The organism is Nautilia abyssi, from assembly GCF_055388085.1.
The window spans coordinates 1,429,347-1,455,201 of sequence record NZ_AP042376.1; the positions used below are offsets into that span (position 1 = coordinate 1,429,347).

At 34.0% G+C, this 25,855-nt stretch carries 35 protein-coding genes; 29 read left to right on the plus strand and 6 right to left on the minus strand.

Going from position 1 to position 25,855, the window contains the following annotated elements; genetic code table 11:
- Window positions 1–61 precede the first annotated feature (61 nt).
- From ACZ5EP_RS07405 to ACZ5EP_RS07430, 6 genes are all read left to right on the plus strand, one after another.
- Window positions 62–628, plus strand: coding sequence for a hypothetical protein (locus ACZ5EP_RS07405; RefSeq protein WP_464508585.1), 567 nt, complete (start codon window positions 62–64; stop codon window positions 626–628).
- Between the two features lie 9 nt (window positions 629–637).
- Window positions 638–895, plus strand: a complete 258-nt coding sequence (locus ACZ5EP_RS07410) for a hypothetical protein (RefSeq protein WP_464508586.1) — start codon at window positions 638–640, stop codon at window positions 893–895.
- A gap of 3 nt (window positions 896–898) precedes the next feature.
- Entirely contained in the window at window positions 899–1,516 is a 618-nt protein-coding gene (locus ACZ5EP_RS07415) for a hypothetical protein (protein WP_464508587.1), read from the plus strand.
- Window positions 1,517–2,295: 779 nt separating this feature from the next.
- Window positions 2,296–3,279: a hypothetical protein gene (locus tag ACZ5EP_RS07420; RefSeq protein WP_464508589.1), complete on the plus strand. Its 984-nt coding sequence runs from the start codon at window positions 2,296–2,298 to the stop codon at window positions 3,277–3,279.
- A complete protein-coding gene (locus ACZ5EP_RS07425; protein WP_464508590.1) occupies window positions 3,276–3,515 on the plus strand; it encodes a hypothetical protein in 240 nt (79 codons plus the stop codon). Before ACZ5EP_RS07420 ends, ACZ5EP_RS07425 begins: the two co-directional genes overlap by 4 nt.
- 73 nt (window positions 3,516–3,588) lie before the next feature.
- Complete coding sequence (locus tag ACZ5EP_RS07430; protein ID WP_464508591.1) at window positions 3,589–4,701, plus strand: tyrosine-type recombinase/integrase; 1,113 nt, start codon at window positions 3,589–3,591, stop codon at window positions 4,699–4,701.
- Window positions 4,702–4,736: 35 nt separating this feature from the next.
- Here ACZ5EP_RS07430 and ACZ5EP_RS07435 read toward each other — a convergent pair whose 3' ends face one another.
- On the minus strand, window positions 4,737–5,393 hold the full coding sequence (locus ACZ5EP_RS07435) for a methyltransferase domain-containing protein (RefSeq protein WP_464508592.1): 657 nt from the start codon (window positions 5,391–5,393) through the stop codon (window positions 4,737–4,739).
- A gap of 53 nt (window positions 5,394–5,446) precedes the next feature.
- Here ACZ5EP_RS07435 and secG point away from each other — a divergent pair, with 53 nt between their 5' ends.
- Genes secG through ACZ5EP_RS07485 form a run of 10 tightly spaced genes read left to right on the plus strand, consistent with a single transcriptional unit; the run spans window position 5,447 to window position 12,417 of the window.
- Window positions 5,447–5,773, plus strand: coding sequence for a preprotein translocase subunit SecG (gene secG / locus ACZ5EP_RS07440; RefSeq protein ID WP_127679199.1), 327 nt, complete (start codon window positions 5,447–5,449; stop codon window positions 5,771–5,773).
- Window positions 5,773–6,696 carry a polysaccharide deacetylase family protein gene (locus ACZ5EP_RS07445; protein ID WP_464508593.1) on the plus strand — a complete coding sequence of 308 codons (924 nt, stop codon included), beginning with the start codon at window positions 5,773–5,775 and terminating at the stop codon, window positions 6,694–6,696. Before secG ends, ACZ5EP_RS07445 begins: the two co-directional genes overlap by 1 nt.
- Window positions 6,693–7,250, plus strand: a complete 558-nt coding sequence (gene frr, locus ACZ5EP_RS07450; RefSeq protein WP_371264366.1) for a ribosome recycling factor — start codon at window positions 6,693–6,695, stop codon at window positions 7,248–7,250. The genes ACZ5EP_RS07445 and frr overlap by 4 nt, the downstream gene beginning before the upstream one ends.
- A gap of 12 nt (window positions 7,251–7,262) precedes the next feature.
- Window positions 7,263–7,871 (plus strand): orotate phosphoribosyltransferase, encoded by a 609-nt coding sequence (pyrE, locus tag ACZ5EP_RS07455; RefSeq protein WP_464508594.1) that lies wholly within the window; start codon window positions 7,263–7,265, stop codon window positions 7,869–7,871.
- Window positions 7,871–8,275, plus strand: a complete 405-nt coding sequence (locus ACZ5EP_RS07460) for an HIT family protein (protein WP_464508595.1) — start codon at window positions 7,871–7,873, stop codon at window positions 8,273–8,275. Before pyrE ends, ACZ5EP_RS07460 begins: the two co-directional genes overlap by 1 nt.
- Complete coding sequence (locus ACZ5EP_RS07465; RefSeq protein WP_464508596.1) at window positions 8,265–9,311, plus strand: MFS transporter; 1,047 nt, start codon at window positions 8,265–8,267, stop codon at window positions 9,309–9,311. Before ACZ5EP_RS07460 ends, ACZ5EP_RS07465 begins: the two co-directional genes overlap by 11 nt.
- A 28-nt stretch (window positions 9,312–9,339) precedes the next feature.
- On the plus strand, window positions 9,340–10,305 hold the full coding sequence (locus ACZ5EP_RS07470; protein WP_464508597.1) for an ATP-binding protein: 966 nt from the start codon (window positions 9,340–9,342) through the stop codon (window positions 10,303–10,305).
- Window positions 10,287–10,862: a ribonuclease HII gene (locus tag ACZ5EP_RS07475; RefSeq protein ID WP_464509643.1), complete on the plus strand. Its 576-nt coding sequence runs from the start codon at window positions 10,287–10,289 to the stop codon at window positions 10,860–10,862. Before ACZ5EP_RS07470 ends, ACZ5EP_RS07475 begins: the two co-directional genes overlap by 19 nt.
- A gap of 9 nt (window positions 10,863–10,871) precedes the next feature.
- The gene (locus ACZ5EP_RS07480; protein WP_464508598.1) at window positions 10,872–11,564 is read left to right on the plus strand and encodes a glucosaminidase domain-containing protein; all 693 of its coding nucleotides are present in this window, start codon (window positions 10,872–10,874) and stop codon (window positions 11,562–11,564) included.
- 52 nt (window positions 11,565–11,616) lie between these two features.
- The gene (locus tag ACZ5EP_RS07485; protein ID WP_464508600.1) at window positions 11,617–12,417 is read left to right on the plus strand and encodes a mechanosensitive ion channel family protein; all 801 of its coding nucleotides are present in this window, start codon (window positions 11,617–11,619) and stop codon (window positions 12,415–12,417) included.
- On the opposite strand, the gene ACZ5EP_RS07490 is transcribed toward ACZ5EP_RS07485, so the two are convergent.
- A complete protein-coding gene (locus ACZ5EP_RS07490; protein ID WP_464508601.1) occupies window positions 12,414–13,337 on the minus strand; it encodes a D-2-hydroxyacid dehydrogenase in 924 nt (307 codons plus the stop codon). The genes ACZ5EP_RS07485 and ACZ5EP_RS07490 overlap by 4 nt on opposite strands.
- 157 nt (window positions 13,338–13,494) lie before the next feature.
- On the opposite strand from ACZ5EP_RS07490, the gene ACZ5EP_RS07495 reads away from it, so the two are divergent.
- A complete protein-coding gene (locus ACZ5EP_RS07495; protein ID WP_464508602.1) occupies window positions 13,495–14,229 on the plus strand; it encodes a DUF3108 domain-containing protein in 735 nt (244 codons plus the stop codon).
- Here the strand turns inward: ACZ5EP_RS07495 and ACZ5EP_RS07500 are convergent.
- The 3 genes from ACZ5EP_RS07500 to ACZ5EP_RS07510 are packed head-to-tail and all read right to left on the minus strand — an operon-like array spanning window position 14,213 to window position 16,276.
- Window positions 14,213–15,547 carry an acetyl-CoA carboxylase biotin carboxylase subunit gene (locus ACZ5EP_RS07500; RefSeq protein ID WP_127679188.1) on the minus strand — a complete coding sequence of 445 codons (1,335 nt, stop codon included), beginning with the start codon at window positions 15,545–15,547 and terminating at the stop codon, window positions 14,213–14,215. The genes ACZ5EP_RS07495 and ACZ5EP_RS07500 overlap by 17 nt on opposite strands.
- Entirely contained in the window at window positions 15,548–16,009 is a 462-nt protein-coding gene (gene accB, locus ACZ5EP_RS07505; protein ID WP_464508603.1) for an acetyl-CoA carboxylase biotin carboxyl carrier protein, read from the minus strand. It abuts the gene before it with no gap.
- A 9-nt stretch (window positions 16,010–16,018) separates the two neighbouring features.
- A complete protein-coding gene (locus ACZ5EP_RS07510) occupies window positions 16,019–16,276 on the minus strand; it encodes a hypothetical protein (protein ID WP_464508604.1) in 258 nt (85 codons plus the stop codon).
- A gap of 113 nt (window positions 16,277–16,389) precedes the next feature.
- Here ACZ5EP_RS07510 and dcd point away from each other — a divergent pair, with 113 nt between their 5' ends.
- The 11 genes from dcd (at window position 16,390) to ribE (ending at window position 23,786) form a co-directional block, all read left to right on the plus strand.
- A complete protein-coding gene (dcd, locus tag ACZ5EP_RS07515; RefSeq protein WP_464508605.1) occupies window positions 16,390–16,950 on the plus strand; it encodes a dCTP deaminase in 561 nt (186 codons plus the stop codon).
- A complete protein-coding gene (pyrF, locus tag ACZ5EP_RS07520) occupies window positions 16,950–17,642 on the plus strand; it encodes an orotidine-5'-phosphate decarboxylase (RefSeq protein WP_127679184.1) in 693 nt (230 codons plus the stop codon). The genes dcd and pyrF overlap by 1 nt, the downstream gene beginning before the upstream one ends.
- A complete protein-coding gene (locus tag ACZ5EP_RS07525) occupies window positions 17,642–18,376 on the plus strand; it encodes a thioredoxin fold domain-containing protein (RefSeq protein ID WP_127679183.1) in 735 nt (244 codons plus the stop codon). The genes pyrF and ACZ5EP_RS07525 overlap by 1 nt, the downstream gene beginning before the upstream one ends.
- Window positions 18,373–19,062, plus strand: a complete 690-nt coding sequence (locus ACZ5EP_RS07530) for an FIG domain-containing protein (RefSeq protein ID WP_464508606.1) — start codon at window positions 18,373–18,375, stop codon at window positions 19,060–19,062. Before ACZ5EP_RS07525 ends, ACZ5EP_RS07530 begins: the two co-directional genes overlap by 4 nt.
- 2 nt (window positions 19,063–19,064) lie before the next feature.
- Window positions 19,065–19,910 carry an acetyl-CoA carboxylase, carboxyltransferase subunit beta gene (gene accD, locus ACZ5EP_RS07535; protein ID WP_464508608.1) on the plus strand — a complete coding sequence of 282 codons (846 nt, stop codon included), beginning with the start codon at window positions 19,065–19,067 and terminating at the stop codon, window positions 19,908–19,910.
- An 81-nt stretch (window positions 19,911–19,991) separates the two neighbouring features.
- Entirely contained in the window at window positions 19,992–20,597 is a 606-nt protein-coding gene (locus ACZ5EP_RS07540) for a thiamine phosphate synthase (protein WP_464508609.1), read from the plus strand.
- The gene (locus tag ACZ5EP_RS07545) at window positions 20,543–20,974 is read left to right on the plus strand and encodes a 23S rRNA (pseudouridine(1915)-N(3))-methyltransferase RlmH (RefSeq protein ID WP_464508610.1); all 432 of its coding nucleotides are present in this window, start codon (window positions 20,543–20,545) and stop codon (window positions 20,972–20,974) included. Before ACZ5EP_RS07540 ends, ACZ5EP_RS07545 begins: the two co-directional genes overlap by 55 nt.
- A 14-nt stretch (window positions 20,975–20,988) precedes the next feature.
- The gene (dksA, locus tag ACZ5EP_RS07550; protein ID WP_127679178.1) at window positions 20,989–21,342 is read left to right on the plus strand and encodes an RNA polymerase-binding protein DksA; all 354 of its coding nucleotides are present in this window, start codon (window positions 20,989–20,991) and stop codon (window positions 21,340–21,342) included.
- A 6-nt stretch (window positions 21,343–21,348) separates the two neighbouring features.
- Window positions 21,349–22,272, plus strand: a complete 924-nt coding sequence (locus tag ACZ5EP_RS07555) for a hypothetical protein (protein ID WP_127679177.1) — start codon at window positions 21,349–21,351, stop codon at window positions 22,270–22,272.
- Window positions 22,244–23,188: a tRNA dihydrouridine synthase gene (locus ACZ5EP_RS07560; RefSeq protein WP_464508611.1), complete on the plus strand. Its 945-nt coding sequence runs from the start codon at window positions 22,244–22,246 to the stop codon at window positions 23,186–23,188. The genes ACZ5EP_RS07555 and ACZ5EP_RS07560 overlap by 29 nt, the downstream gene beginning before the upstream one ends.
- Entirely contained in the window at window positions 23,181–23,786 is a 606-nt protein-coding gene (gene ribE, locus ACZ5EP_RS07565) for a riboflavin synthase (protein WP_464508613.1), read from the plus strand. The genes ACZ5EP_RS07560 and ribE overlap by 8 nt, the downstream gene beginning before the upstream one ends.
- Window positions 23,787–23,940: 154 nt before the next feature.
- On the opposite strand, the gene ACZ5EP_RS07570 is transcribed toward ribE, so the two are convergent.
- On the minus strand, window positions 23,941–24,336 hold the full coding sequence (locus ACZ5EP_RS07570) for a hypothetical protein (protein WP_464508614.1): 396 nt from the start codon (window positions 24,334–24,336) through the stop codon (window positions 23,941–23,943).
- Between the two features lie 133 nt (window positions 24,337–24,469).
- Here ACZ5EP_RS07570 and ACZ5EP_RS07575 point away from each other — a divergent pair, with 133 nt between their 5' ends.
- Window positions 24,470–25,852, plus strand: coding sequence for a Do family serine endopeptidase (locus ACZ5EP_RS07575; RefSeq protein ID WP_464508616.1), 1,383 nt, complete (start codon window positions 24,470–24,472; stop codon window positions 25,850–25,852).
- Window positions 25,853–25,855 lie beyond the last annotated feature (3 nt).

A 25,855-nucleotide genomic window follows, 5' to 3' on the forward strand; every position in this document is an offset into this window, starting at 1 on the left:
TCTTAATTCAAACTATATTCAAAATATTCAAATCAAAAAATCAAAACTAAAAGGAGTTGTTATGGATACAAAATTAACTATAAAAGGAAACAGTCTGTTATATTCACTTCACACAGAAAACACACAGACACTTAAACTCTTTGAAGAAGAGATTAAATCCCTTCTTGAGAGTAATAAACCAGTATATGAAAAAACAGATTCAATAGCCGAAATGATTACGGACATTGACGAAAAGATAAACTATATAAAATCAAAAATCATACTTCTGAACTCAATCAAAAAACAGCTTGAAAAAGACAGGGCTGTGGCAAAAGAGGTAATTGCAAAAGCCTTGAAAGATTACGGAATAGAAAAACTTGAAGGTATGCAGGTGTCTTCAATAACGGTTGCACCCGAAAAAGAAGAGGTAAAAGAGCATATCAAAATCAAAAACGAAAAAGCACTTATCAGTCTTGGATACGCAAAGGTTGATGAGAAAAAAGTAAAAGAGGCTCTTTATACCGACGGATACAATGAAGTAGAACCTTACATCGACATCGAACTTGAACAGGTTAAAAAACCTTCAAGTATAAGAATCAACAAAAGAAAAATTCACATTCCCGCAATAGAAAATGAAAAATCAGCTTAAGGAGAATTAATGGTTATAGAAAAAAGGGCTTTATTCAATATAGGCAAAAACTACTGCAAATTAATTACGTGGCTTGACGAACACAACATTCAATACTTTGAAAACGATAAATATGATGAAACGACGATAGACCTTGAAGAGTATTCCCATATTCAGGGTTTAAAAGAATCTGTTATTGACTCTCTTTTTCTTGGAAACTTCATATCGCTAAACGAAAAAGAGACCATACAAAACAAAAACATAAACACATTACTGTTCTGGAGGTAAACAATGGAAAAACTGATAAACGCAATGGAAGAGCTTAAAAAAGTTCCGAAAATCAATATCAAAGGTAAAGAATACGCAACGGTTGCAAGCAGGGTGGAGATATTCAGGAAACATTTTCCTCTCTATTCCATTACAACGGAACTGATTGCAGACGATGAACAAAGAGTAGTTATGAAAGCCGAAATAAAAGATGAAAACGGCAGAATTTTGGCAGACGGATATTCCGAAGAGATAAGAGGCGAAGGACTTATCAATACAACGTCCGCAATAGAAAACTGCCAGACAAGTGCAATAGGAAGAGCGTTAGCCGCATTCGGTTTAATAGGCGGTGAGTATGCAAGCAGCTTCGAGGTTGAAAACGCAATATCCCAGCAAAACACTTCAAATTCCACAAACAACACTTCAAAACCTTCTTCAATAAACTACAAAGACTTAATCATTCAGGAAAACAACAAACTTAAACAGGCAAACTTATCCGTATATATGCAGGATGATATGCTGATTGTTCAGGGCAAATCATTTGGACAGCAAAGCCTTCTTAAACAGCTCGGGTATAAATGGAATCCGGGTAAGAAGGTGTGGTATAAAACACTGACAGATTTTTCAAAGAAAGCTTCTTAACTGAAGCTTTTTTTAGGTTGAATTTTCAAAATTTTGTTAAATCTCTCCAAAAATAGCTCAAAAAATCTACGATGTTACGCGCTTTTTTGTAAAAGAATTTTTTTTGCTTATAATAGCATTGAAATCATTGATTTAATTGATTGAAACCACCTGGTTCTCAGGGCAGGCCAACAGTGGTGAGGGCCTGTTTAAAAAGAAAATCCACAAAAATTTTGAGGAGCCATTATGTATCTAACAAGCAAAGATGTAAAAGAAATTTATAAGCTCTCTTATCAGTTACAGCATAAATTGAGAGAAAAAGGTTTACCTTACATTAAGGTCAAACAAACGAACAAAATATTATATAGAAAGGAGGATATTGAACAATGGTTACATGAAAGTTAAAAACCTCAAATCATGTTAAGCATTATTGCTTAACACGACATTGAAGAGGTGAAGTGTATTTTTAGTACCAATGAAATTATACTTCTTTTCCTCTTCCAATGTCAATTCAAAATTGTTGATGTCAAATTGCTAAATCTATGGCGTGTAATATGAAAACCTGCCCATCCTTTGTGGCACCCTATCGCCTAATGATAAAAGTATAAAAAACATCGACAATAGGAATACCTATTCCACCTAATATTACATGGAAAAAAATTTCCAAAACCGCAAACGGGTGTTTATTGCCTGATTTACGGGAATTTTAAATATTTTCTGTTCAAAGGAAAAGTTACCTTTTAACATCATATAAATAAAATCAAAAGGTAACGAATTGTAAAACCTATAAAAGGATTGATATGAACTTAAGAATAAAAAAGTTTAACAGTATCAAAGAATATATGGAATATAAAATCGAAAAAGATATAAAAATCGTAACTAATTTAAATCATGCATATTTCAGACTTATTGCAGAATTAAAAAACTATATTACTGTTTTTTTGACCACAACATTTGGAAATACAGATAATATGAAATTCGATTCCAATACAAAAGAATATATAAAACAAAAAATTTTACATAAACAATGTGATTCTTTAAATCACTTTTTGAAAAAAATGAGAAAAAGTAAAAAGATAAAACATAAAATATATTACTTTGCCGCAAAAGAACTTCAAAGCTTAGGAAATTTACATTTACATGCAAGTGTAAATATTCATATAGATGATTTAATTCCGTTAATTGAATTCATTTTCTGGTTTAAAAAACAAAAATTTAAAAACATCGGTCAAATAGGACGGACATTTCTTGTTATTTCAAATGCTTACAAAAAAATGATAGAGGATTATCTTAAAATTGAAGATGTTAAAGACAAGAAAAATCCTGAAAAAATATATTACTGGTTTCCTTATTTGGAAAATAGAAGATTTAATTCCGGAGAAATAACTTTCATTGAATTTGTAACTTTAAATGACTTAGAAGAAAGGTATAACGAAAACATAACAAAATATATTACAAAAACTATTATTGCTCAATATGATTTAAAAACTATAAAAACAGGTGTGATAAAAAGTATAAATAAACACAACTTGAAAGGTATCATTAAAAGTGCAAAAAACCTTAAATTTAGGGAACAAGTTAAAATAATCAGAAATATATGTGGCAAAGTATATACCACATCCAGGTTTCCCGTATCTTTTCATTTATATCAGCGAAATTACACAAAATTGGTCAAAATAAACAAAAAATTTAAAAGCTTTTATAACGTTATTAAATCCTGTGAAAACGGCTATTTACAAATTAAAAACGGTAAGTTTTTTTATATGGGAAAGGAAGTAAAATGACTCCTAAATATCTTCCTACCGGACAAATGGCTAAATATTTGGGAGTCAGCAAAGACTTTTTACTCAGTCACAGAGGTTCATTATTTTTAGAGGGGGAACATTATTACAACCCCGCAGGTATAAATAAATTGCTTTGGAATGTAGTAGCAATGGACAGATGGGTTACAGGTTGTGACAGTGAAGCAGGAGTATTCGGCAATGTTGATGAATTTTTAAATCAAATTTTAGGAGTATAAAATGAATATTACAACTTGTTATAATTATATATCTCACGAAAACACTGGCACTGTATTAAACAGGAGGCCAGGGATGATTGAAAATCCAAGAGTAAGTTTATTCAACCGTAACGGTATATTATATGTGCAGTTTTATGTAAACGGCAAATTGAGACAAAAATCACTCAAAAAGCCTTACACAAAAGAAAATATCAAATTGGCAAAAAAACATATTATTCCTCAAATTGAGAAAAAAATCTTATTGGGTGAAGTTTCCGACAAAAATAAAACGGCAAAAAACTTTGAGTTTTATGCTGATATTTATCTCAGACAAAAAGAAAAAATTAAAAGTTACCGGGAATATTACAATATTGTTATGAATCAATTTATGCCGCTTTTTAAAAACAGAAAAATTTCCACGATAAAAAAAGGTGAAATCAAAGCATGGGTTGATAAAAGACTGCAAGAAATTTCACCAAAAAGAATGCGTCACCTTTTGGGAATATTGTCTGCAATATTTGAAATTGCCATAGAGTATGAACATATTGACATTAATCCTGTAAAAAATATAAAAACACCAAAACATAAGCCTAAAAGAGAAATGTTGCCATTTACAAAAGAAGAAGTGGTTGTAGTATTAGAAAATGCAGAGGGGCAATTCAAAAATTATCTTGCCATTGCATTTTATACAGGAATGAGACCCGGAGAAATTATCGCTTTAACAATCAGTGACATTGACTTTGAAAACAAAGTGATTAACGTTAACAAACGAATCAGAAAAGGAGATTTAGACACTCCAAAAACATATCACTCACTTCGTAAAATTCCTCTAATGGATGAGTTAAAACCCTATTTGGAAGAACAGGTTAAAATTGCGAAAGAGAAAAAGACATTTACCCTTTTTACCACTAAAAATAAAAAGCCTTATCACTCATCCGATAAGTTTCATGATATGTGGTATGATTTACTTGAAAAGTGTAACATAAAAAAAAGGGTGATGTATAATACAAGACACACATTTGCAACACAGGCAATAAAATCAAATGTGCCTATTTATATAGTATCACAGATACTCGGGCATAAAAACATTCATCAGACATTAACAACTTATGCCAAATTTATCAATAACGAACATTTACAAATTGACAGACATTTATCTATTTTTACTGACAGTGTAACTGACAGTAGCTCTGAAAGTGCCAAATAACGGGATGTGGGGGCAAGTCCCGTTGTCTCCACCAATTATCTGATTACAATCACCTCAAACTCCAAATAATTAACCGGAAACTGTTTTAAAAAGTTTTTTATTTTTACGGGATTTGCCTTTACATTGCCTCCGACACCCGAATATTTTATATACTCCAAAAGTTCTTTAGGATTAGTGAAAGTCATTTCATAATTTAAAATTTCCACTTCTTTAGGATTCAGTATGCCTGCGCTTTTGAGTATGTCTTCTTTTGAAAAAATCGGAGATTTTATATTAAGAAAACGATGAAGCGTTTTAAAAGTATTTGAAGTAAAAACAGCAAGCAGAAAATCCCTATTTAATTTTCTGATTTCTCCAAATACAAAATTTAAATCTTTAGACCACTGAAGTGCGGAAAATGAAACAATCTGATCAAATTCGTATTTCTTTATAAGTTCAAAACACTCTTTTGTATTAAAATCGGCTTTTAATGACTTGCATGGATTTCTTTTTAACATCTCTTCCGAAGAATCGATTCCAAGATAAAATTCAAAATTTTTATATTTGCACAATCCTTCACTGCCGCATCCAAGATCAACTATCCTGTCTTTTACTAAAGAAAGATATTTTTTTATTATTCTTTTCTGTATTACGTTGTATTCTCCGTATGTATGAGCAAACCTATCAAAGCTTTTTAATGTTCCGTTTTCCATTTTTTATTTTCCATTTTAAATTGTGATATAATTCTACCCAAAAAAGGTATAAAATGACCGGTATATTATTCACAATCCAGATTATAATTGTTGTAGCTATAGTTATTTTAGTGTTACTTCAAAAATCTGAATCTATGGGGCTTGGCGCATATTCAAGCTCTAACAACACTGTCTTCGGGGCAAAAGGGCCTATGAACTTTTTAACAAAAGCCACTATGGTGCTTGGACTTCTGTTTGTTTTAAACACTCTTACTTTAGTTTATTTATACAACAAACAGGCAAATACTTCTGCTCTTGACGAAGTAAAAATCAAAACTACAAAGCAGGCTCCTAAAACTACTCCTGCGGTTCCGAGTGTACCTCAGGCTCCGACTAAATAATGAAATATCTGTTTTTATTTTTTCTACCGCTTTGGCTTTTTGCCGAAGCGCATCTGTTCGTTTTGCACAGAATAGACGATAACCGCCATCCTTATACTAACACATCGTCGCAGGAATTAATTAAATATTTTAAATACATACACTCCCACGGATATAAAGCGGTCAAACTCTCAACACTTATAAAAATGAAAGAAAAACACGAAAATATAGATAAAATCGTTGTTTTTACCATTGACGACTCTTATAAAAGTTTTTATCAAAACGGACTTCCGCTGTTTATTAAATACCATATTCCTTTTACACTTTTTGTTTACGGCAAAGCAACCACCGAACACTGGGGCGACTTTATGAGCTGGAAAGAAGTTAAAGAATGTGCGAAATACGGGGAACTCGGGGTTCACAGCTGGGCACACCCGCATTTGGCGATGCTTGACAATAAACAGATAATTGCAGACACCAATAAAGCGATAAACGCATTTAAAAAATACATCGGATACGTTCCCGACATGTACGCTTACCCGTATGGAGAATACAACGAAAGGGTTAAAAAAGTCATTAATTCTTTTTTCCCTGTTATAGCCAATCAAAACGTGGGTGCATTCGGTTTAACTTCACCTGTAAACGATATCGACAGAATTGCCCTTACCGGAAAAGTAAATATAGCGGACAAACTGAAACTGAAAATACTACACATTAAAAATCTAAAAATAGAAAGAAACAAAAACACAATTACTAAAATAAGCGGCTATACAGACAAACCTTACGTAAACATATATATAACAAAACTCGGATGGAAAGGTGTAAAAGTCAAAAAAGGATATTTTGAATATAAACCTAATTTCACACTAAAAAAATACAGAAACAGGGTTATCATAAGATATAATTATAAAATAGTTTCAAAATTAATCTTAAAGGAGGAATAATGGAAGAAGTATTCGAGTTTGCCAAAGAGCATATGGAAAAGAGTATAGAAGTGCTCAAAAAAGATTTAAACACTCTAAGAACAGGAAAAGTTTCAATTCACGTTCTTGACGGTGTAAAAGTGGAATATTACGGAGCGCCGACTCCGCTTAATCAGGTGGCTAACGTAAACGCCGTAGACGCTACTACCATCGTAGTCAGTCCATGGGACAAATCAATTATCAACGATATCGAAAGAGCTATCCAGGAAGCAAACGTCGGTGCAAATCCGAATAATGACGGTGATGTAATTAAGCTTTATTTCCCTCCAATGACTGAAGAAGAGAGAAAAAAACAGGCTAAAAAAGCTAAAGAATTTGCAGAAAAAGCAAAAATAGCAATCAGAAACATCAGACGGGAAGCAAACGACGATATTAAAAAAATGTTTAAAGATAAAGAAATAACAGAAGACGATCAAAAAAGAGGACTTGACAAAGTTCAGGAAATTACGGATTCATATGTTGAAAAAGTTGACGAAATAGTTAACAAAAAAATCGATGACGTTATGAAAGTTTAATAAAGAGCTAAAATGAACGTAAGAGAAATATATGAAAACCAGGGAGCCCTTTTAAAAGGCCATTTTTTACTCAGCAGCGGTAAACACAGCGAATATTATCTTCAAAGCGCAAGAGTGCTTGAACATCCGGAAATTGCCCAAAAACTTGCGGATGAACTTGCAAAACAGATAAAAGAGGCTGGAATAGAAGTAGACACCGTATGTTCTCCGGCAATCGGAGGGCTTCTTGCCGGATACGAGCTTGCACGGGCTCTTGGAGTCAGATTTATCTTTACCGAAAGAGTTAAGGGGTTAATGACTTTAAGAAGAGGATTTGAAGTAAGCAAAGGCGAAAAAATTTTAATCTGTGAAGACATCATTACAACCGGCGGAAGCGCAATGGAAGCCGCAAGGGAAGTCGAAGCAAGAGGCGCTGAAGTAGTTGCGTTCGCAGCTATAGCAAACAGAGGCGTATGTAAAAGAGTTAACGGCAAAAGTGAAAGAAAACCGGAATGCAAACTTCCTGCCGATAAACCGTTTTTTGCGTTAGACGATTTCGATTTTGAAGTTTACGATCCTCAAAACTGTCCTATGTGCAAAGCCGGAAGCACACCTGTTAAACCCGGCAGCAGAGGGAATTAATGTCCTGCCCTCTGTGTAATCCGTCAAATGAAAACATTATTTTTCAAAATGATTTTTTAAGAGTTGTTTTAGTTGACGAAATTCCCGGATATATAAGAATAATCACACAAAAACATATTAAAGAATTCAGCGATTTAAATGACGAAGAAACCGCGAAAATTATGCTTTTGCTTAAACAAATTGAAAAAGTAATGATTAAAACTTTAAATCCTGACAAAATTAATATTGCAATGCTCGGCAACATGGTTCCTCACCTGCATATTCACATTATTCCGAGATTTATAAACGATCCATGGTGGCCCGGAGCGACTTTCTGTCCTAAAATCAGGAATTTTAATTATCCTGTAACCGAAGAGCAGATTAAAAATTTAACAACAGCGGTAAAAGAGCTAAATGGTAAATAAAACATTTATCGCTCTTAGCCTGTTTTATTTTCTTTTTTTTACGCTTATAGGGGATTATGTTATTTTTATGCCCAAATTTTTTAAACAGATAGGTTTCAGCGCGGCTGAAATAGGTATAATATTTTCAATGCTTCCGATAGCCAGATTTATTACTCCTTTTATTTATCTTAAAAAACCTTTAACAAAACTTGATTATATTTCAGCGCTGATTGTTTCTACATTTGCGTCATTTCTGCTTTTAACTCATAATTTTTATCTGATATTGGCCGCATTTTTTCTAATTGGAGTCAGTTTCAGTGTTGTATTCCCGTATATTGAAGCGATTGCAATAGAAAAGCTCAAAGAAAAATACGGAAAAACAAGGGTATACGGCAGTATAGGTTTTATGCTTTTTGGAATAGTGTTCTCTTATATAAACGGCAATCTTGTCTGGCTTTTCATTATTCTTATGATTTTAACTAATATTACGGCTTTATACTTTTTAAGAGATACGGAAATAAAAAAATCTTCCTCTTCTATTAATCTTCTTAAAGAATGGAAATTTTGGCTGGCTGTTATATTTTTACAGATAAGTTTCGGAGGATTTTACAATTTCTTCACTATTTACAATCTAAACCACGGTATACCTAAAGAATACATCGGATGGCTATGGGCTATAGGCGTAACGGCCGAAATAGCCATTTTTATATTTCAGCACAGGTTTATTAAAAATTTCAAACCGTCGTTTCTTCTTAAAATTTCTATTTTGCTTACTTCATTCAGATGGTTTATACTTTATCTGTTTCCCGGAAATCTGATAATGGTAGCTCTTTCTCAGCTTATACATGCGTTTTCGTTTGCTATTTTTCATACTTCCGCACTTTTATATATTTCAAAACATTATACAAACAAAACCCTCGCCCAGCAGTTTTATGCAGGTATTGCTTACGGTATGTCCGCTTTTCTTGGAAGTATTCTTTCAGGTGTTTTATATGGAGAAAATCTGTTTTTATATGAAAGCATAATAGCGTTTTTCGGATTTTTGATTATGTTATAATACATTAATACAAAATTAAAGGAGCATTTTGCTACCGAAAAAAGTGCACGACAGAAAAACTAAACTATCTTTTGAAAATACCGTAATATCCGGGCCTAAGGCAGTCGGAAAGACGTTTTTAGTATTCAATTTTTTAGAAAGTTTCAACGGAAAATACAAATATGTAGATTTTAAAGATTACAGGGAAAAAAACCTGGATTTTGACGGATACGATTTAATTATATATGATAATTTTGATTTTTCGGCTGAAATTCCTCCGGTGACGACTTTCATAATCTCCGATAAACCTTTAAAAATTGAAAACTTTAAACAGATAAATTTAAAAGCTCTAGATTTTGAAGAGTTTTTTTCATTTGACAATTCACAAAGCATAACACACAGCTTTGACAAGTTTTTAAAAACGGGCAATTTCCCCAGAAGCCTGTTTTTAGATGATTATTTCAAAGAGGAATATTTAAAAGAACAGTTTGAGCTGATGCCTTTTAATAAAGAAATACTGAAATTCTATTTTGCCCATATAGGTGAAAAATTTACGCTTTATCAAATATATCAGATTTTAAAAAAACGTATCAAAATCAGCAAAGACAGTTTTTACAAAACGACAAACGAACTCATAGAAAAAAAAGTAATATACGAGGTAAATAAATTTAATTCACCTAAATCGCCTAAAAAATTTTATTCATACAATTTTGCATTTAAAAATATTCTCACAACCAGAAAAAATATTCTTTTAACTTTTGAAAATATCGTATTTTTAGAATTAAACGAAGAAGAGATATATTATAAAGACACTCTCAGTTTTTATCTTCCTCAAAAAGAACTTGGAATTATGGTTATGCCGTTTGCAAATGAAGAGGTTTTGGAAGAAAAACTGAAAAAAGTAAAAGACGTAAAAAAAGTTCAGGTTATCACTATATCAAACGAATTTGAAATAGAAAACAAAAATTTTGAAGTGGAGGTAATACCGTTTTGGCAATGGAGATTTGCGGAATAGACGAAGCGGGAAGAGGGCCTATTGCGGGACCTCTTGTCGTAGCGGGATGCATTTTTAAAATTGAGAATGGAGAATTGAAAATTGAGAATTATTTAGAAATGTTAAACGACTCGAAAAAACTCATCGCAAAAAAAAGGGAGGAGCTTTTTGAGATTATTAAAGAAACGTGTGAATATCATATAGTTTTTGTTGATAACGTAACTATTGATAAAAAAGGGCTTTCTTTTGCAATTAAATCGGCTTTATCCGAAATAAAAGAAACACTGAAAGCTTCGAAATACCTGTTTGACGGAAATTCCAATTTCGGAGTAAGCGGTATTGAAACAATAATCAAAGGCGATTCCAAAATCAAACAGATAAGCGCTGCGAGCATATTGGCCAAAGTCAGCCGGGATAAATATATGCTTGAAATTGCCGATAAATATCCTATGTACAATTTTAAAAAACACAAAGGTTATATTACGCAGGAACATATCGAAGAAATTAAAAAGAACGGTTTTAGCGATATTCACAGAAAAAGCTACAGATTAAAAGCGCTTGAGCCTACACTTTTTTAAGGAGATTTATTGAAAAGACTTATTTCACTGGCACTTGCCTTAAATTTATACGGAGCGTTTCCCGACTGGTACTATAAAGTCAAAGGAACTACGCAGCAAAAACAGGCTTTTGTCGAAATTATGCTGCCTCTTATTCAGGCGGAAAACAAAAAATTAGAACATTTAAGAAAGCACATAATGGATATTTTCAACGATCCTTTTTATCTTATAAATCCTAAAAAAGTAGCATTTTTGGCGAAAATCGCAAAAATATACAAAATTAAAAACATAACCGATAAAAAAGAATTCTTAAAAAAAATCAACACCATTCCTCCTTCTTTGGCTCTCGCACAGGCGGCAATAGAAAGCGGCTGGGGCAAAAGCCGTTTCGTAAGAGAGGCCAATAATATTTTCGGTCACTGGGAATATTCAAACAAAGGTCTTGCTCCAAAAAGCAAATACGACGATATAAAGATCGATTATTCGCTAAAGATATTCCCTTCACTTGAAGCTTCAATAGCCGCATATATGAAAAACTTAAACCGTAACCCTGCATATAAATCATTCAGAGATTTAAGAGAAAAATACACTGAAGAAAACAAAACGTTTACAGGACTCGCCGCTGCAAACACTATGATTAACTATTCTCAAAAAAAAGAAGAATATGTAAAACTTCTCAAACAGATGATAAAAAACAATAAATGGAGCAAATACGACAAATAATCACTTATATGTCACTATTTTAATATACAATTAATCTAAAAAAGGAGAAAAAATGAGCGGATTCGTTACACTGGCCATAGCATGGGGGATTAAAATTCTCGGTGCCGTTGCCATATACATTATCGGTAAATGGATAGCACAAGTATTGACAAAACTGTTTAGAAAAATGCTTGAGCGTTCTAATACCGACATTACACTGGTTAAGTTTTTAGGAGATTTGGTTTATTTCGGTTTAATCGTACTGGTAATTATTGCAGCCCTTGGAACTTTAGGGGTTAACACCACTTCATTTGCGGCAATTATAGGTGCTGCAGGTTTGGCTGTAGGTTTGGCTCTTCAGGGAAATATTGCCAATTTCGGTGCGGGAGTTGTGATTTTATTCTTAAGACCTTTTAAAGTCGGAGATTTTGTAGAAGCCGGAGGAGCTGTAGGTGTTGTCGATACAATAGGTATTTTTAACACTACCTTCAAAACAGGTGACAACAGAGTAATTATCGTACCTAACTCAAACATAATAGGCGGAAATATTACAAACTATTCAAGAGAAGCTGTAAGAAGAATAGATCTTGTTATAGGTGTAGGTTACGAAGACGATCTTAAACTAGTAAAAAGCACTCTGGAAGAAATTTTAAACAGCCACCCAAAAGTTCTAAAAGATCCGGCTCCTGCTGTAGCACTTGCGGAACTTGCTGACAGCAGTGTAAACTTTAACGTAAGACCTTGGGTTAAAAGCGAAGATTACTGGGGTGTAAGAAGCGAACTTCTTGAAACAATCAAAACAACATTTGACGAAAAAGGAATTAATATCCCTTATCCTCAAATGGACGTTCATGTAGACAACAAAGCGGCTTAATTTCCGCTTTGTTTTACAAATTCCTCAATATTTTTATAAATTCCATCCATCAGTTTATTTCTTGCTTCAATACTCGTCCAGGCAACATGAGGCGTTAAAAGCAGTTTATCCTTAACCTCTAAAAGCGGGCTGTCTGCATTTAAAGGCTCTTTTTCAAAAACATCAAGTCCTGCCAATATATTTTTTTGTTTCAATATTTCAGCCAAATCTTTTTCGTTAATAATACCTCCTCTTCCGAGATTAACAATAACGCAGCCGGGTTTTATTAAAGACAGCTTTTCATAGTTTAAAAGATTTTTAGTATTATCGTTTAAAGGAGCGTGAATAGAAATTATATCACTGGAAGATAAAAGCTCTGTTAAATCAACCCTCTTATATCTGCTGTTTCTGTTTTTTCCGCTTGTTGAATAATATACAACATCCGCACCGAAACTTTCGGCAATTTCAGCCACTCCTCTTCCTATTTCTCCAAGTCCTATGATTCCCCATCTTTTTCCTGAGATTTCAAACCAGTTCTGTATATGTGTGAAAATTTCACTGTTCGGATATTCTTCCTTAGTATACTTATCAAAATAGCATATTTTATTTAAAAGCCCCAAAACCAGTGCAAATGTATGCTGTATTACTGCTTTGGTGGAATACCCGGCAACGTTTTTTACAATAATTCCTTTTTTGGATGCATATTCCAAATCAACATTATTCATACCGGTTGCCGCTATCTGAATAAATTTTATATCAGAATTATCCATAATATATCTGTCAATTACTACTTTATTGCTCACCACTATATCGGCGTCTTTTACTCTTACGAGTGTTTCGTCCGGATTAGTTGTCTGATAAATTTCAATTTCTCCCAAATTTTTAAATCTTTCAAAATCCACATCTCCCAATGTTAATGCATCTAAAAAAACTATTTTCATTAATATCCTTTAATTTTTGAATAATTATATCAAACATCTATTTGTGTCTGTCACTGTTTAAAACATCAAATCAGCCCTTTTTTCCGACTTTTTTATAATTTATATTTTTATATCCGTTAAAAAACATTGTGTTATAATTACTCAAAAAAGGGCATGAATGAGAATTTTCTTACTGCTGCTAATCGCCATTTTACTTAACGCAAAAACAATGATAGCCAGTTATTATGCAAAATACGGCATATTCGGAACAATAGCGGAAGCTAATGCCATTTATGAAGTAAATTCGACTGATTACAAAATTTATACACAAAGCAAAGCGCTGGGTCTTGCCGCAGCTTTGTCAAAACACATGGTTCAGACATATTCAAGTATAGGAAAGGTTATTAACGGAAGGCTGGTTCCTACAGCATATATTTCAACAAGAAAAAAGGGGGACGATTTTTATAAGAGAGTATATCTTTTTGACCACACCGATAAAAAAATAATAAGATTAAAATATAAAAACGGAAAACTGGAAGCAAATGAAACCATGCCTTATTATACACCCGATGACGTACTCAGTCTTTATTTTAATCTTCCGTATTATTTCAAAAAAGAAGGTAAAAAAAACTTATATACTTTTTATGCATTAGGAGGAAGAAAAAGTGACGGAAGGGTTGATGTGACTTTTCCGAAAGGCAAAGAACTGGAAAAAGTAAAAGATACTTTTGACGACGTTAAAGGGGTATATATCAAAGCCAACCTTTACAACAAAGTATTTGCCGGAGACAAAGGAATCCTATATCTGGTAATAGATCCTAAAAACTGGGTAACAATTAAAGGAATGGTTAAAAACGTTCTTAAAATAGGGGATTTAAAAGGAGGGATTAAAAATTTTAAACTAATCCCTTAGTTTCAAGGTATTTTGTATCGTAGTTATTATTTATGAAATCTTCATTTTCAAGCATTTTAAGATGGAACGGTATAGATGTTTTTATTCCGCTTACCTGAAACTCTTTTAAAGCTTCTTTCATAACCGTAATGGCTTCATTTCTGTCTCTTCCCCACGTAATTACCTTGGCAATCAAACTGTCGTAATATTGAGGAATAACATATCCAGCATATACATGAGTATCAACCCTGACGTCTTTACCGCCCGGAACGTAAAGCTTTTGTATTTTTCCTGGACTCGGAATAAATTTTTCAGGATCTTCTGCAAGAATTCTGCATTCTATGGCATGGCCTTTAACCTGAACTTCCTCCTGAGAAGGTATTTTCTCACCCTCTTCAACTCTCAGCATCCATTCAACCAGATCAAGTCCCGTTACCATTTCGCTTACAGGGTGTTCTACCTGAAGTCTTGTGTTCATTTCCATAAAATAAAAGTTAAGGTTTTTATCAACTAAAAATTCTATCGTCCCTGCACTGTAATACCCTATTGCTTTTGCCGCTTTTACAGCCGTTTCGTGAAGTTTTTTTCTTGTTTGCTCATCAAGAATATTCGCAGGGGACTCTTCTATGAGTTTTTGATGTCTTCTTTGAAGAGAACAGTCTCTCTCACCCAGATGAATTACGTTTCCGTGTTTGTCCCCTAAAATCTGAACTTCAACATGGCGAGGTTTTTCAATATATTTTTCCATATAAATAGTCGGATCTCCGAATGCGCTTTCTGCTTCGCTGCTTGCTGCAAGAAATGCGTTTTCGATATAGCTTTCGTCTTCAACTACTCTCATACCTCTTCCGCCGCCTCCGCTAGCTGCTTTAAGAATTACCGGATATCCGATTTCTTTTGCCACTTTTTTAGCTTCTTCAACAGAACTGATAGCACCTTCGCTTCCCGGAATTACAGGAACACCGGCTTTTTTCATAACTTCTTTTGCTTTGGATTTGTCGGCCATTGTTTCCATTACTTCCAAAGAAGGTCCGATAAATGCTATATTATGAGCCTTACACACCTCAACAAACGTCTGGTTCTCACTTAAAAACCCGTATCCCGGGAAAATAGCGTCGCATTCAGTCATTTCTGCAGCTGTTATTATTGCCGGAATATTAAGATAACTCTCATTGCTTCTTTCCGGTCCTACACATACGGCACCGTCGGCAAATTTCAAATAAATAGCTTCTTTATCGGCTTTTGAATAAACACAAACAGCTTCTTTGTCAAGTTTATGAATCGCCCTAATAGCCCTAAGAGCGATTTCTCCTCTGTTTGCAATTAAAATTCTTTTCATTTATACCCTTTTTACCCTGAAAAGAGGTGTGTCGAATTCAACAGGCTGTCCGTCTTCAACTAAAATTTCGAGTATTTCACAGTCAAACTCCGCTTCAAGCTCGTTCATAATTTTCATAGCCTCTATAATACATAAAGTCTGGCCTTTTTTTACTTTGTCTCCCACTTTTACGTAAGGAGGAGAATCAGGACTAGGAGCCTGATAAAATGTACCAACCATAGGAGAAGTTATAAGTTCTCCTTCTATTTCAGCTTTTGCTTCCGCAGTACTTTCTGCCAAAACCTGAGTTTCCTGAGGAGCTGCACTGCTCTGCTGCACAGGAGCCGCCTGTACAACCGGAGCCTGAACCGCTGTAGCCGATTTATCCAGATAAATTCTGAACTCTTCGTTTTCATACTCTAAAACGTTTGCCGTTGATTTATCAAATGCTTCAAGAAGCTTTTTAATTTCTCTTAAATCCATTTATACTCCTTATTTCTTAAGTTTGTCTAGACATTCGTTTACAGCAAAATCAATCAGTTTTTTTGCTTTTTGTTTATCCTGAAGAGCAGTAATAAACTCCTTTAACGAATATTTATTTTCTATAGCGTTTAACGTACATATGCAGTAACCTTCCATATTGCTATGCGTACCTATACATCCTTTTAAATAATTATATTCTGCAATCATAGGATATCTCGCTGCAAAAAGCGCCCCTGCTAAACCTAATAAAACTAGTAGCTTTTTCATCTATTCTCCTTTAATATTTTAAAATAATAACATAAATTTGATACAATTTTAAATACACGAAATATTTATAAATCGGTGATATAACAACAATTTAATGCAAAAAAAGGACGGTAATGGGTGTTAAATCCGATAAGTGGATTAGAAAAATGGCAAAAAATTTTTCAATGATTTCCCCGTTTGAAGAAAAACAGGTAAGAAAAGGAATTATAAGCTACGGAGTCAGCTCTTACGGATACGATATAAGAGTCAGCGACGAATTTATGGTTTTTACAAATATAAACTCAACAGTTGTGGATCCCAAAAATTTTGATGAAAGAAACGTTGTAAATATTAAAGGAGACTGTATTATTCCTCCAAACTCTTTTGCTTTATGCAGAAGCGTTGAATATTTTCAAATGCCGCGCGACGTACTTGCAATATGCGTAGGAAAAAGCACTTACGCCAGATGCGGAATTATCGTAAATGTTACACCCATAGAACCGGAATGGGAAGGTCATATTACTATAGAAATCAGCAACACCACTCCCCTTCCCGCTAAAATATATGCAAACGAAGGTATAGCCCAGCTGATCTTTTTAGGTGCGGATGACGGTATATGCGAAACAAGCTATGCGGATAAAAGCGGAAAATATCACGGCCAGCAGGGAATAACGCTGCCAAAGGTGGATAAATAATGAAACTGTGTATAGCTTTGGACAATCCGACAAAAGAAGAAAATCTCAAGCTCGCAAAAGAACTTAAAGAATACGCAAACGATTTATGGCTAAAAATAGGATTTAGAAGTTACATAAGAGACGGAAATGAATTTATAAAAGAATTAAAGTTATTGGGTTATAATCTGTTTTTGGATCTGAAACTTTATGATATTCCGAACACTATGGCCGATGCCGCGGAAGAAATAGCCAAACTCGGCGTTGATATGTTTAATGTTCACGCGAGTGCCGGAAGCACTGCTTTAAAAACCGTTATGAAAAGACTTGAAAAGTATGAAAAAAGACCTCTTGTATTAGCCGTAACGGCTCTTACAAGCTTCAGCAATGAAGAGTTTGAGAAAATTTACGGTGATAGTATTGAAAACAAAGCAAAAGCATTCGCTAAGATCTCTTTCGAAGCGGGGCTTGACGGAGTAGTATGCTCCGCATTTGAAAGCGGTATGATAAAAAACATAACAAACGAACATTTTATAACCCTGACTCCTGGAATCAGACCTTTCGGAGAAGATGCGGGAGACCAGGCGAGAGTTGCGGATATAACTCTGGCAAAAAAAGAAAAAGTTGATTTTATAGTAGTCGGAAGACCTATATACAAAGACGCAAACCCAAAAGAAAAAGTAGAAAAAATATTAAATAAAATCAAGGAGATTTAATGAAAAAAATCATTTTAAGTTTAGGAATTATCGCAAGTCTGTTTGCAAGCGACAAACTGCTGTCACAAAAAAAATTAAACGAAGTGTTAAAATCAAGTCTTATATATCCGAAACTTTCTAAAGACATTAAAAAAGGCATCGTAAAAGTAAGAGGAGTGGAAAAAGACGGGTTTTATATAATCAATATCAAAACTCCTAGAGGAGTCGGAAATATATACATAACAAAAGATAAAAAATACACTATTATCGGAAATATATTAAACAACAAAAACGGACAGCCTCTCACAGGCAACTTTCCTGTAAATAAAAAAATAGTTGAAAAAGGCGTGTTATTTACATTCGGAAACGGGAAAAAAGAGATATATCTTGTAACAGACCCTCAATGTCCTTTCTGCAGAATGATGGAAAAAGAGAAAAAAGGTTTCCTTAATAAAAACTATAAAGTTCACGTAATACTGTTCCCTCTTCCTTTCCACAAATATGCAAAAGCTATGAGCTATTATATTTTAGCAGCTAAAACGGATCAGGAAAAAGCAAAAAGACTTCAGGAAATACTCGGCGGAAGCAACGAATGGAAAAACTTCCATCCAACAAAAGCGCAAAAAGCAAAATTTGATAAAATGTTAGAAAATTCTAAAAAAGCGGTTGAAGAATTAGGAGCAAGAGGAACACCTACCGTTTACGACAAAAACTTCAACAAAATAAACTGGACTACACTGGGAGCAAAAAAATGAGTTTCATCGATGCAACTTTATGCGCAAGTTTAAAAATCATAAGAGCTCTTCATGAAGAAGAAAACCTTTTTGAAGAAAAAGGTGTCGGCTTCGGCGGAGACAGAAGTTTAAACATCGACCTTATCGCCGAAAAGATTTTTATCAAAGCTCTTAGCGACTACGGAAACATTTTAAGTGAAGAAACTGGTTTTATAGACAACGGCAAAGAGAAAAAGATTATTATCGACCCGATTGACGGAAGCTACAACGTTTCAAACCATATTCCTTATTTCGGATGCAGCGTTTACCTTGAAAACGAAGCGGCAATCGTAGTAAACCTGAGCAACGGTGATTATTTTGTTAAAGACAAAAACGGAAAAAGATTCGACAATTTATTCAGAAAACCGTTCGCGGCAAATTACAGACATGATGTAATTATTTTTGAAAAAGCTTATAAAAATCCTGACATAGTGCAAAAATTAAGCAGTCATGGTCTTAAATTCAGAGCTCCGGGAGCCCTCAGCCTGTCACTTTGTTATGGCGAGTCTTCAAAAGCGGTTATTTACAAAGGCGAAATAAGAGAATTCGATATTGCGGCGGCTAAATTTTACAACAGCGAATGTCACTGGCATTTTGAAGACGATTTAATTTTAATGAGTCCTAAAAAAGAAGAATTAGAGGAAGTTTTAAGTATAATAAAGGAATAAAAATGGGATTTAGCAACTTTTTAAAAAAATTTAAAAAACCTCAGCCTACAAAACAAGAGCAGAGCACATGGATTAAATGCCCGGCGTGCGGTGCCATCAGTTTTTATAAAGAGGTTCAAAAGGAATTCAACACATGCCCTAAATGTGAGTACCATTTCAGGATGAGCGCTGAAGACAGAATTAAACTGCTCGCCGATGAAGGCACCTTTACGGAATATGACAAAAATTTAGAACCGAACGATCCTCTAAATTTCGTAGACAAAAAAAGCTATAAAAAAAGAGTAGAAGAAAATTTTAAAAAAACGGGAAGAAAATCTTCAGTAATAAGCGGAGAATGTAAAATCAACGGAATTCCGACACAGTTAGTGGTATTCGACTTTGCTTTTATGGGAGGAAGTCTCGGAAGCGTTGAAGGCGAAAAAATAGTAAGAGCCGTTAACAGGGCTATTGAAAAAAATCAGGGCGTAGTAATAGTTTCAACTTCAGGCGGAGCCAGAATGCAGGAAAGCACATTCAGTCTTATGCAGATGGCAAAAACTTCAGCAGCGCTTGCAAGTCTTGCTGAACACAACCTGCCTTATATTTCGGTTCTTACCGATCCTACTTTCGGAGGAGTAAGTGCGTCTTTTGCATTTTTAGGTGATTTTATTATTGCCGAACCGGGTGCGATTATCGGCTTTGCAGGTCCTAGAGTTATTAAACAGACAATAGGCGAAGATCTTCCAAAAGGTTTCCAAAGAGCCGAATTCCTTCTGGAACACGGTCTTATAGATATGGTAATCAAAAGAAATGAATTAAAAGACACTATAGCCAACTTATTAAAATATACACTAAAACAGGCAAGCTGATTCCTCTTTTTTTCCTCTTCACAATTTATCTGCTTCACAACTTTACAACTTTTTAATATAATTCACCCAAAAAGGCGGCACGTGGCTATATATGCTCTTTTAGACTGGGATACACTGCAAAAATACAATATATCAATCAAAGACTTCTGTAAAACGGCAAAAGGGCTTAAGGCCAAAATACTTCAATACAGGGACAAAAACTCCACACTCGAAGAAAAATACAGCCGTTTAATGGAAATAAAAAAATATTGGAAAAAAACGTTAATAATAAATGACACAATAGAACTGCTGCCTTACTGCGACGGAATACACATAGGACAGGAAGACCTTGATACGCTTTGTCAAAAGTTTAATTTAAGCAGATATGATGTAATTGATATGTTAAAAAACAGTAAAAAGATAGTCGGTCTCTCAACCCACAACAAAGAAGAAATCCTCGAAGCTAACAGACTTCCTTTAAGCTATATAGGTCTCGGGGCATACCGTCCTACGTCAACAAAAAAAACAGACAATATATTAAAAGAAAAAGTTATGGATTTAATAAAAATTTCACATTTTCCTGTTGCGGTTATCGGTGGAGTTAAAATTTATGATAAAATTCCGTCAAAATTTAAAGTTATAGGAAGTGATATATGCAGATTAACGTTTTCTCGATTGAGAAAAAAGAAGACTTTCAAAATGAAATAAAAGACTTTATAAAAAAATCCAAACAGTTCGCACAAGTTAACAATCACACCCTATATTCTAAAAATCTATCAAAATCAAACAACCCCAAAGAAGAGTACTCCAAAATATTTGCAAAATATGTTAACGACGGTTTTAACGTCATACTTACTCCTGAAGGAAAACTGATGGACAGTTATGAATTTGCAGATATTTTCGAGCACTCTAAAATTAATTTTTTTATAGCCGGTGCTTGGGGGTTTGATGATAGTTTTAAAAAAAACGGACTCAATATTTCTCTCAGTCCGCTTACAATGAGCCATAAAGTTGCAAAATTAGTATTGTTTGAACAGATATATAGAGCTCTAAGCATTAAAAACAATCATCCGTATCACAAATAAAACAAGGAGAAGGAATGAATATGAAAAAGTACCATCTGTACAAGGAAATGCTGCTAATGAGAAAAGCGGAACTTGAAAAAATATTATATTCTTTAACAAACGACATTAAAGATATTAATAAATGCGAAATTAACGACGAAGCCGATTATGCGGCTGCAAGTATGGACAGCGGAAGAGATTATCAGATATATATTAATCAGAAAAAAGAACTGGAAGAGATTAATGAAGCTTTGAAAAAAATTGATGAGGGAACTTACGGAATCTGTGAAATGTGTGAAGATCCGATTCAGGAAGCAAGGCTTAAAATAAAACCTTACGCAAAATATTGTATAATATGTAGAGAAATCATCGAAAAAGAAGGAAAATAACAAAAAATGAAAAAATATACCCTTTTTAGCATTATATTAATAGCTCTTATTACACTTTTTGTGTATATTGAAGAAAACAGCGCCACGACGTTCAGTATGCTTGGACTCAATATCACTCTTCCGAATGCCGTATGGACTGCTATATTTTTAGGTATATTTTTTATTTTTTCTATAATATTTTTCGGCGTACTGAATATAAAAGAATACTTTTACAAAAAAAATATAAAAAAAGACATAGAAACTTTAATTGCAAATATTAAAAACAGAATTCTTTATAAAGACCCTGTAAATAAAGAAGTAAAAATTTTAAAACACTGCAATAATTTCGTTAACAACATCGAAGGTTTGAACATTATTCCGAAAAAATGTGAAAAATTCGAATTTTTAGAAGATATAGAAAAGCTTAAAAACGGAGAAGTTATAGAAATAAGCAAATACAGACTTAATGAAAACAACCCTTGGTTCATTTTAAATATTAAAAACAGACTTTCGAAAGATGAAAATTTTGCAAAAGAAGTCTTAAAAAAATATAAAAACGAAGAGCTTAAAAAACTTGCTTTTAAAATTTACGCAAAATACGCAAGTATCAATGAAATATTAAAATATGACTACGAAATTGACTTAGAAATCATTAAAGCTCATCTTGACGATCCGGATGTAAAATTCCTGCTTCAAAAAGCAAAACTTATCCCGAAAGAAGAAATTGAAATTGCAAAAGCCATCCATCAGACAATGACACCGGATAAAGAATTTGAAATTCTTGAACCGTTAAAATGGGCAAGCGCTTATCTTGCTCTTAAATACGAACATATAGAAAAGGCAAAAGAAATTATCGAAGAAAACGATCTTAAATTTTTCGAATTTTTCTTAAAACTTCGTGAAGCCGGAATAAGGGCGGATATTGACGAATATATCGATTCTGAAATCTGAGCCTCCTTATTTTTTTTTAGCCCCTCTTGCGGGTTATACAGACCTTCCTTTCAGAAGCGTTGTTAAAAAATTCGGATGCGATATGACGTTTAGTGAAATGACAAACGTTAACGCTATCGCATACGATAATGAAAAAACAAAAAAAATGATGGAAAAATCTCCTTTTGAAAATCCTTATTTTGTACAGATTGCCGCAAACAACATTGAAAACGCCGTTAAAGCTGTTGAAACTATAAATGAACTTGACTGGATTAACGGAATAGACATCAACCTGGGATGTCCTGTAAATAAAGCCAGACGAAGCGGTTTCGGCGGAGTGTTGCTCAAAGACGAAAACAGGGATTTTCTAAAAGAAGTGGTAAACGCTATAGTAAAAACATCCAAAAAACCGGTAAGCGCAAAAATGAGAATAGGTTTTGACAAAAGTGTTGTGGAAGATAGGGCTAAACTGCTTGAGGATTTGGGTATTGTGTTTTTGACGATACACGGAAGAACGGTCAAACAGATGTATAAAGGCGCCGCCGATTATGATGAAATAAAAAAAGGCGTAAACGCCGTAAATATCCCCGTAATCGCAAACGGAGATATTACCGATTATGAAAAGGCAAAATATGTACTTGAATACACGGGTGCCAGCGGTGTATCAATCGGAAGAGGAGCGGTAGGGAAACCCTGGATATTCCTAGAAATGAAACAGCAGGGCAACATAACTTCTGAGCAGAAAAAAGAAGTTATAATAGAGCATTTTAATCAAATGGTATACTGGTATGGTGAATACGGAGTGATTTTATTTAGAAAACACGCTCATGCATATTCTAAAGGCATTCCAAAAGCCAGTGAATTCAGAAGTAAAATGAATGAGGTAAAAGATCCCCAAACCGCGAGAAAACTTATTGAGGAATATTTTAATGTTTAACGGACTGATAAGGGAAACGGCAAAAATAAAAAATTTTAATAATAATAAATTAAGACTTTTAGCAAAATACAAACCTCAAATCGGCGACAGTATTGCAATAAACGGAGTATGTCTTACAGCCACTAAGGTATATCCGGACGGATTTGAAGTGGAACTTTCCCCCGAAACACAAAAAATAGTCCCTCTAGAAAATTATCAGGCAGGGAAAGAAGTACATATCGAACCGGCTCTTAGATTCGGAGACAGAATAGACGGACACCTGATCCAGGGACACGTAGACGCAATAGGGGAAATACTTGAAATCAAAAAAAACGCCAACTCATACGATGTAATAATAAAAACTGATCCCAAAATTATAAAATACATAGCTCCTAAAGGCTCAATAGCGATAGACGGAGTAAGTCTGACCGTAAATGATGTATTTAGCGACAGGTTCAGACTCACTATTATCCCGCATACATTCGAAAACACACTGTTTAAAACATATAAGCTGCATCAGAAAGTAAATATAGAAACGGATATGTTTGCAAGATACATATATCATATGCTGAAAAACTCACCTGAAGACATAAACGAAAAAATCCTTGCCTGGTGGTAGGAATAATAATTATTAAAGTTAGTTGAAGTTATTATTGAAGTTTTTAAAATTGTTTAAATTTTATTGCTATTGAAAAATCCCAATTACCCATATACCAATTACTAATACACTAATTAACCAACCTTAACAACTTAATAACCCTAAAAACCCTTCCTTATTTCAAATTCTTCAAAAACTGTTTCGCCTCGTCAAGATCCATAAGAGGCATTAATTCACCGTCTTTTACGTAATACCACTCTCTTTTGTCAATTTTCCTGCCTGTAGTAAGCCTTGTTTCTATTACATCGTTTTCAAATATCTCCACGTCCCAGTCTTCTTTGTAAGATTTTGCTTTTTTACACCACTCTTTTCCGTTTGAGGGTACAAATTCCCTATCAATTTCATCTCTTGCCAAAAAAAGCTTAGCTACGTAAGCCGGACCAAATTTAGGAATAAAACACCCTTCCGTTTTAAAATGAATCCATTTGCCCTCTCTTCTTTTGGCTAGTTCGGCTTTTGCTTTTTCTATAATGTCGTTTAATTCTTCATCAGTGTATTTTGAAAAATCCATACTTACTCTTTTTTAACGAATCATAATATAAGAAATAATTTTAAGCAAACTTTAAGAAATTTAATGTTTTTAATTCTTTTTTAACCCTATTGTTGTATACTGACATTGGGAAATTAACTTTTAAGGAGCGGAAATGAAGAAATTGATTATGGCGGTAAGTGTCAGTGTTGCACTAATGGCCGGAACTTTAAATTTAAAAGTAGATAATTCAAATCTACACAGGGTAAGCCCTAACCAAAACGGTTTAGTTATGTCTTATTCTTCAATTGTACAAAAAGTTGTACCGAGTGTTGTAAATATTTCAACTGAAAAAATGGTAAAAACAAAAATTCCTGAGCAGTTCAGGAGATTTTTTGAAGATCCGTTTTTCAGAAGATTTTTTGGTCCTTTCGGTCAGCTGCCGAAAGAAAAGGAACAAAAAGAATATGCACTCGGAAGCGGTGTAATCGTTACAAAAAACGGATATATCGTTACAAACAATCACGTTGTGGCAGGTGCTACGAAAATTATAGTAAAACTGCATGACGGAAGAAAATATACCGCAAAACTCATAGGAACCGATCCGAAAACGGATATTGCAATCATCAAAATTAATGCCAAAAATTTAAAACCTATCACTATTGCGGATTCAAGCAAAGTAAAAGTAGGTGATATGGTTCTTGCAATAGGAAATCCTTTCGGACTGGGCGAGAGCGTAACTCACGGAATAGTCAGTGCGCTAAACAGAACTTCAATAGGTCTGAACGACTATGAAAACTTTATCCAGACAGACGCGGCAATCAACCCTGGAAACAGCGGAGGTGCTCTGGTTGACCTTAAAGGAAGACTGATTGGTATCAACTCTGCTATTATAAGTAGAAGCGGCGGAAACAACGGTATAGGTTTTGCAATTCCGAGTAATATGATGAAATTCGTTATTACATCTCTTATCAAACACGGAAAAGTGGAAAGAGGATATCTGGGCGTAATGATCAGCAATATTGATTCAAGCAAAGCGAAACTTTACGGAATAGACCACGGTGTGCTAATCAATAAAGTAGAACCGAAAAGCGCAGCGGCGGCTGCAGGTCTTAAAGCGGGAGACATTATCGTAGCGGTTGACGGCAAAGAAGTTAAAAATGCCGGTGAGCTTAGAAACCAGATAGCGTTTAAAGGCCCTGATGCGAAAGTTCATATTAAAGTATACAGAAACGGAAAATACATTACTTTAACAGCTAAATTAAAAGCGCTGAAAACAAAAGTTGAAACAATTCAAAACATTAAACTGCTTGAAGGCGTAACGCTTAAAGAGCAAAAAGGCCACATTGTAATAGATAAGGTAGCACCTAATACATATCCGGCAATGGTAGGATTACAAAAAGGCGATATAATTCTAAAAGTAAAAACAGTTAAAACAGGCAAATGGGAAAAAGTAACATCTATTGACGAACTTAAAAAACTGTTAAAAGGTCTTGACAGAGGCGACACTTTACTTGAAATTAACAGAGACGGTTCAATATTTATCGTTCAAATGTAAGGA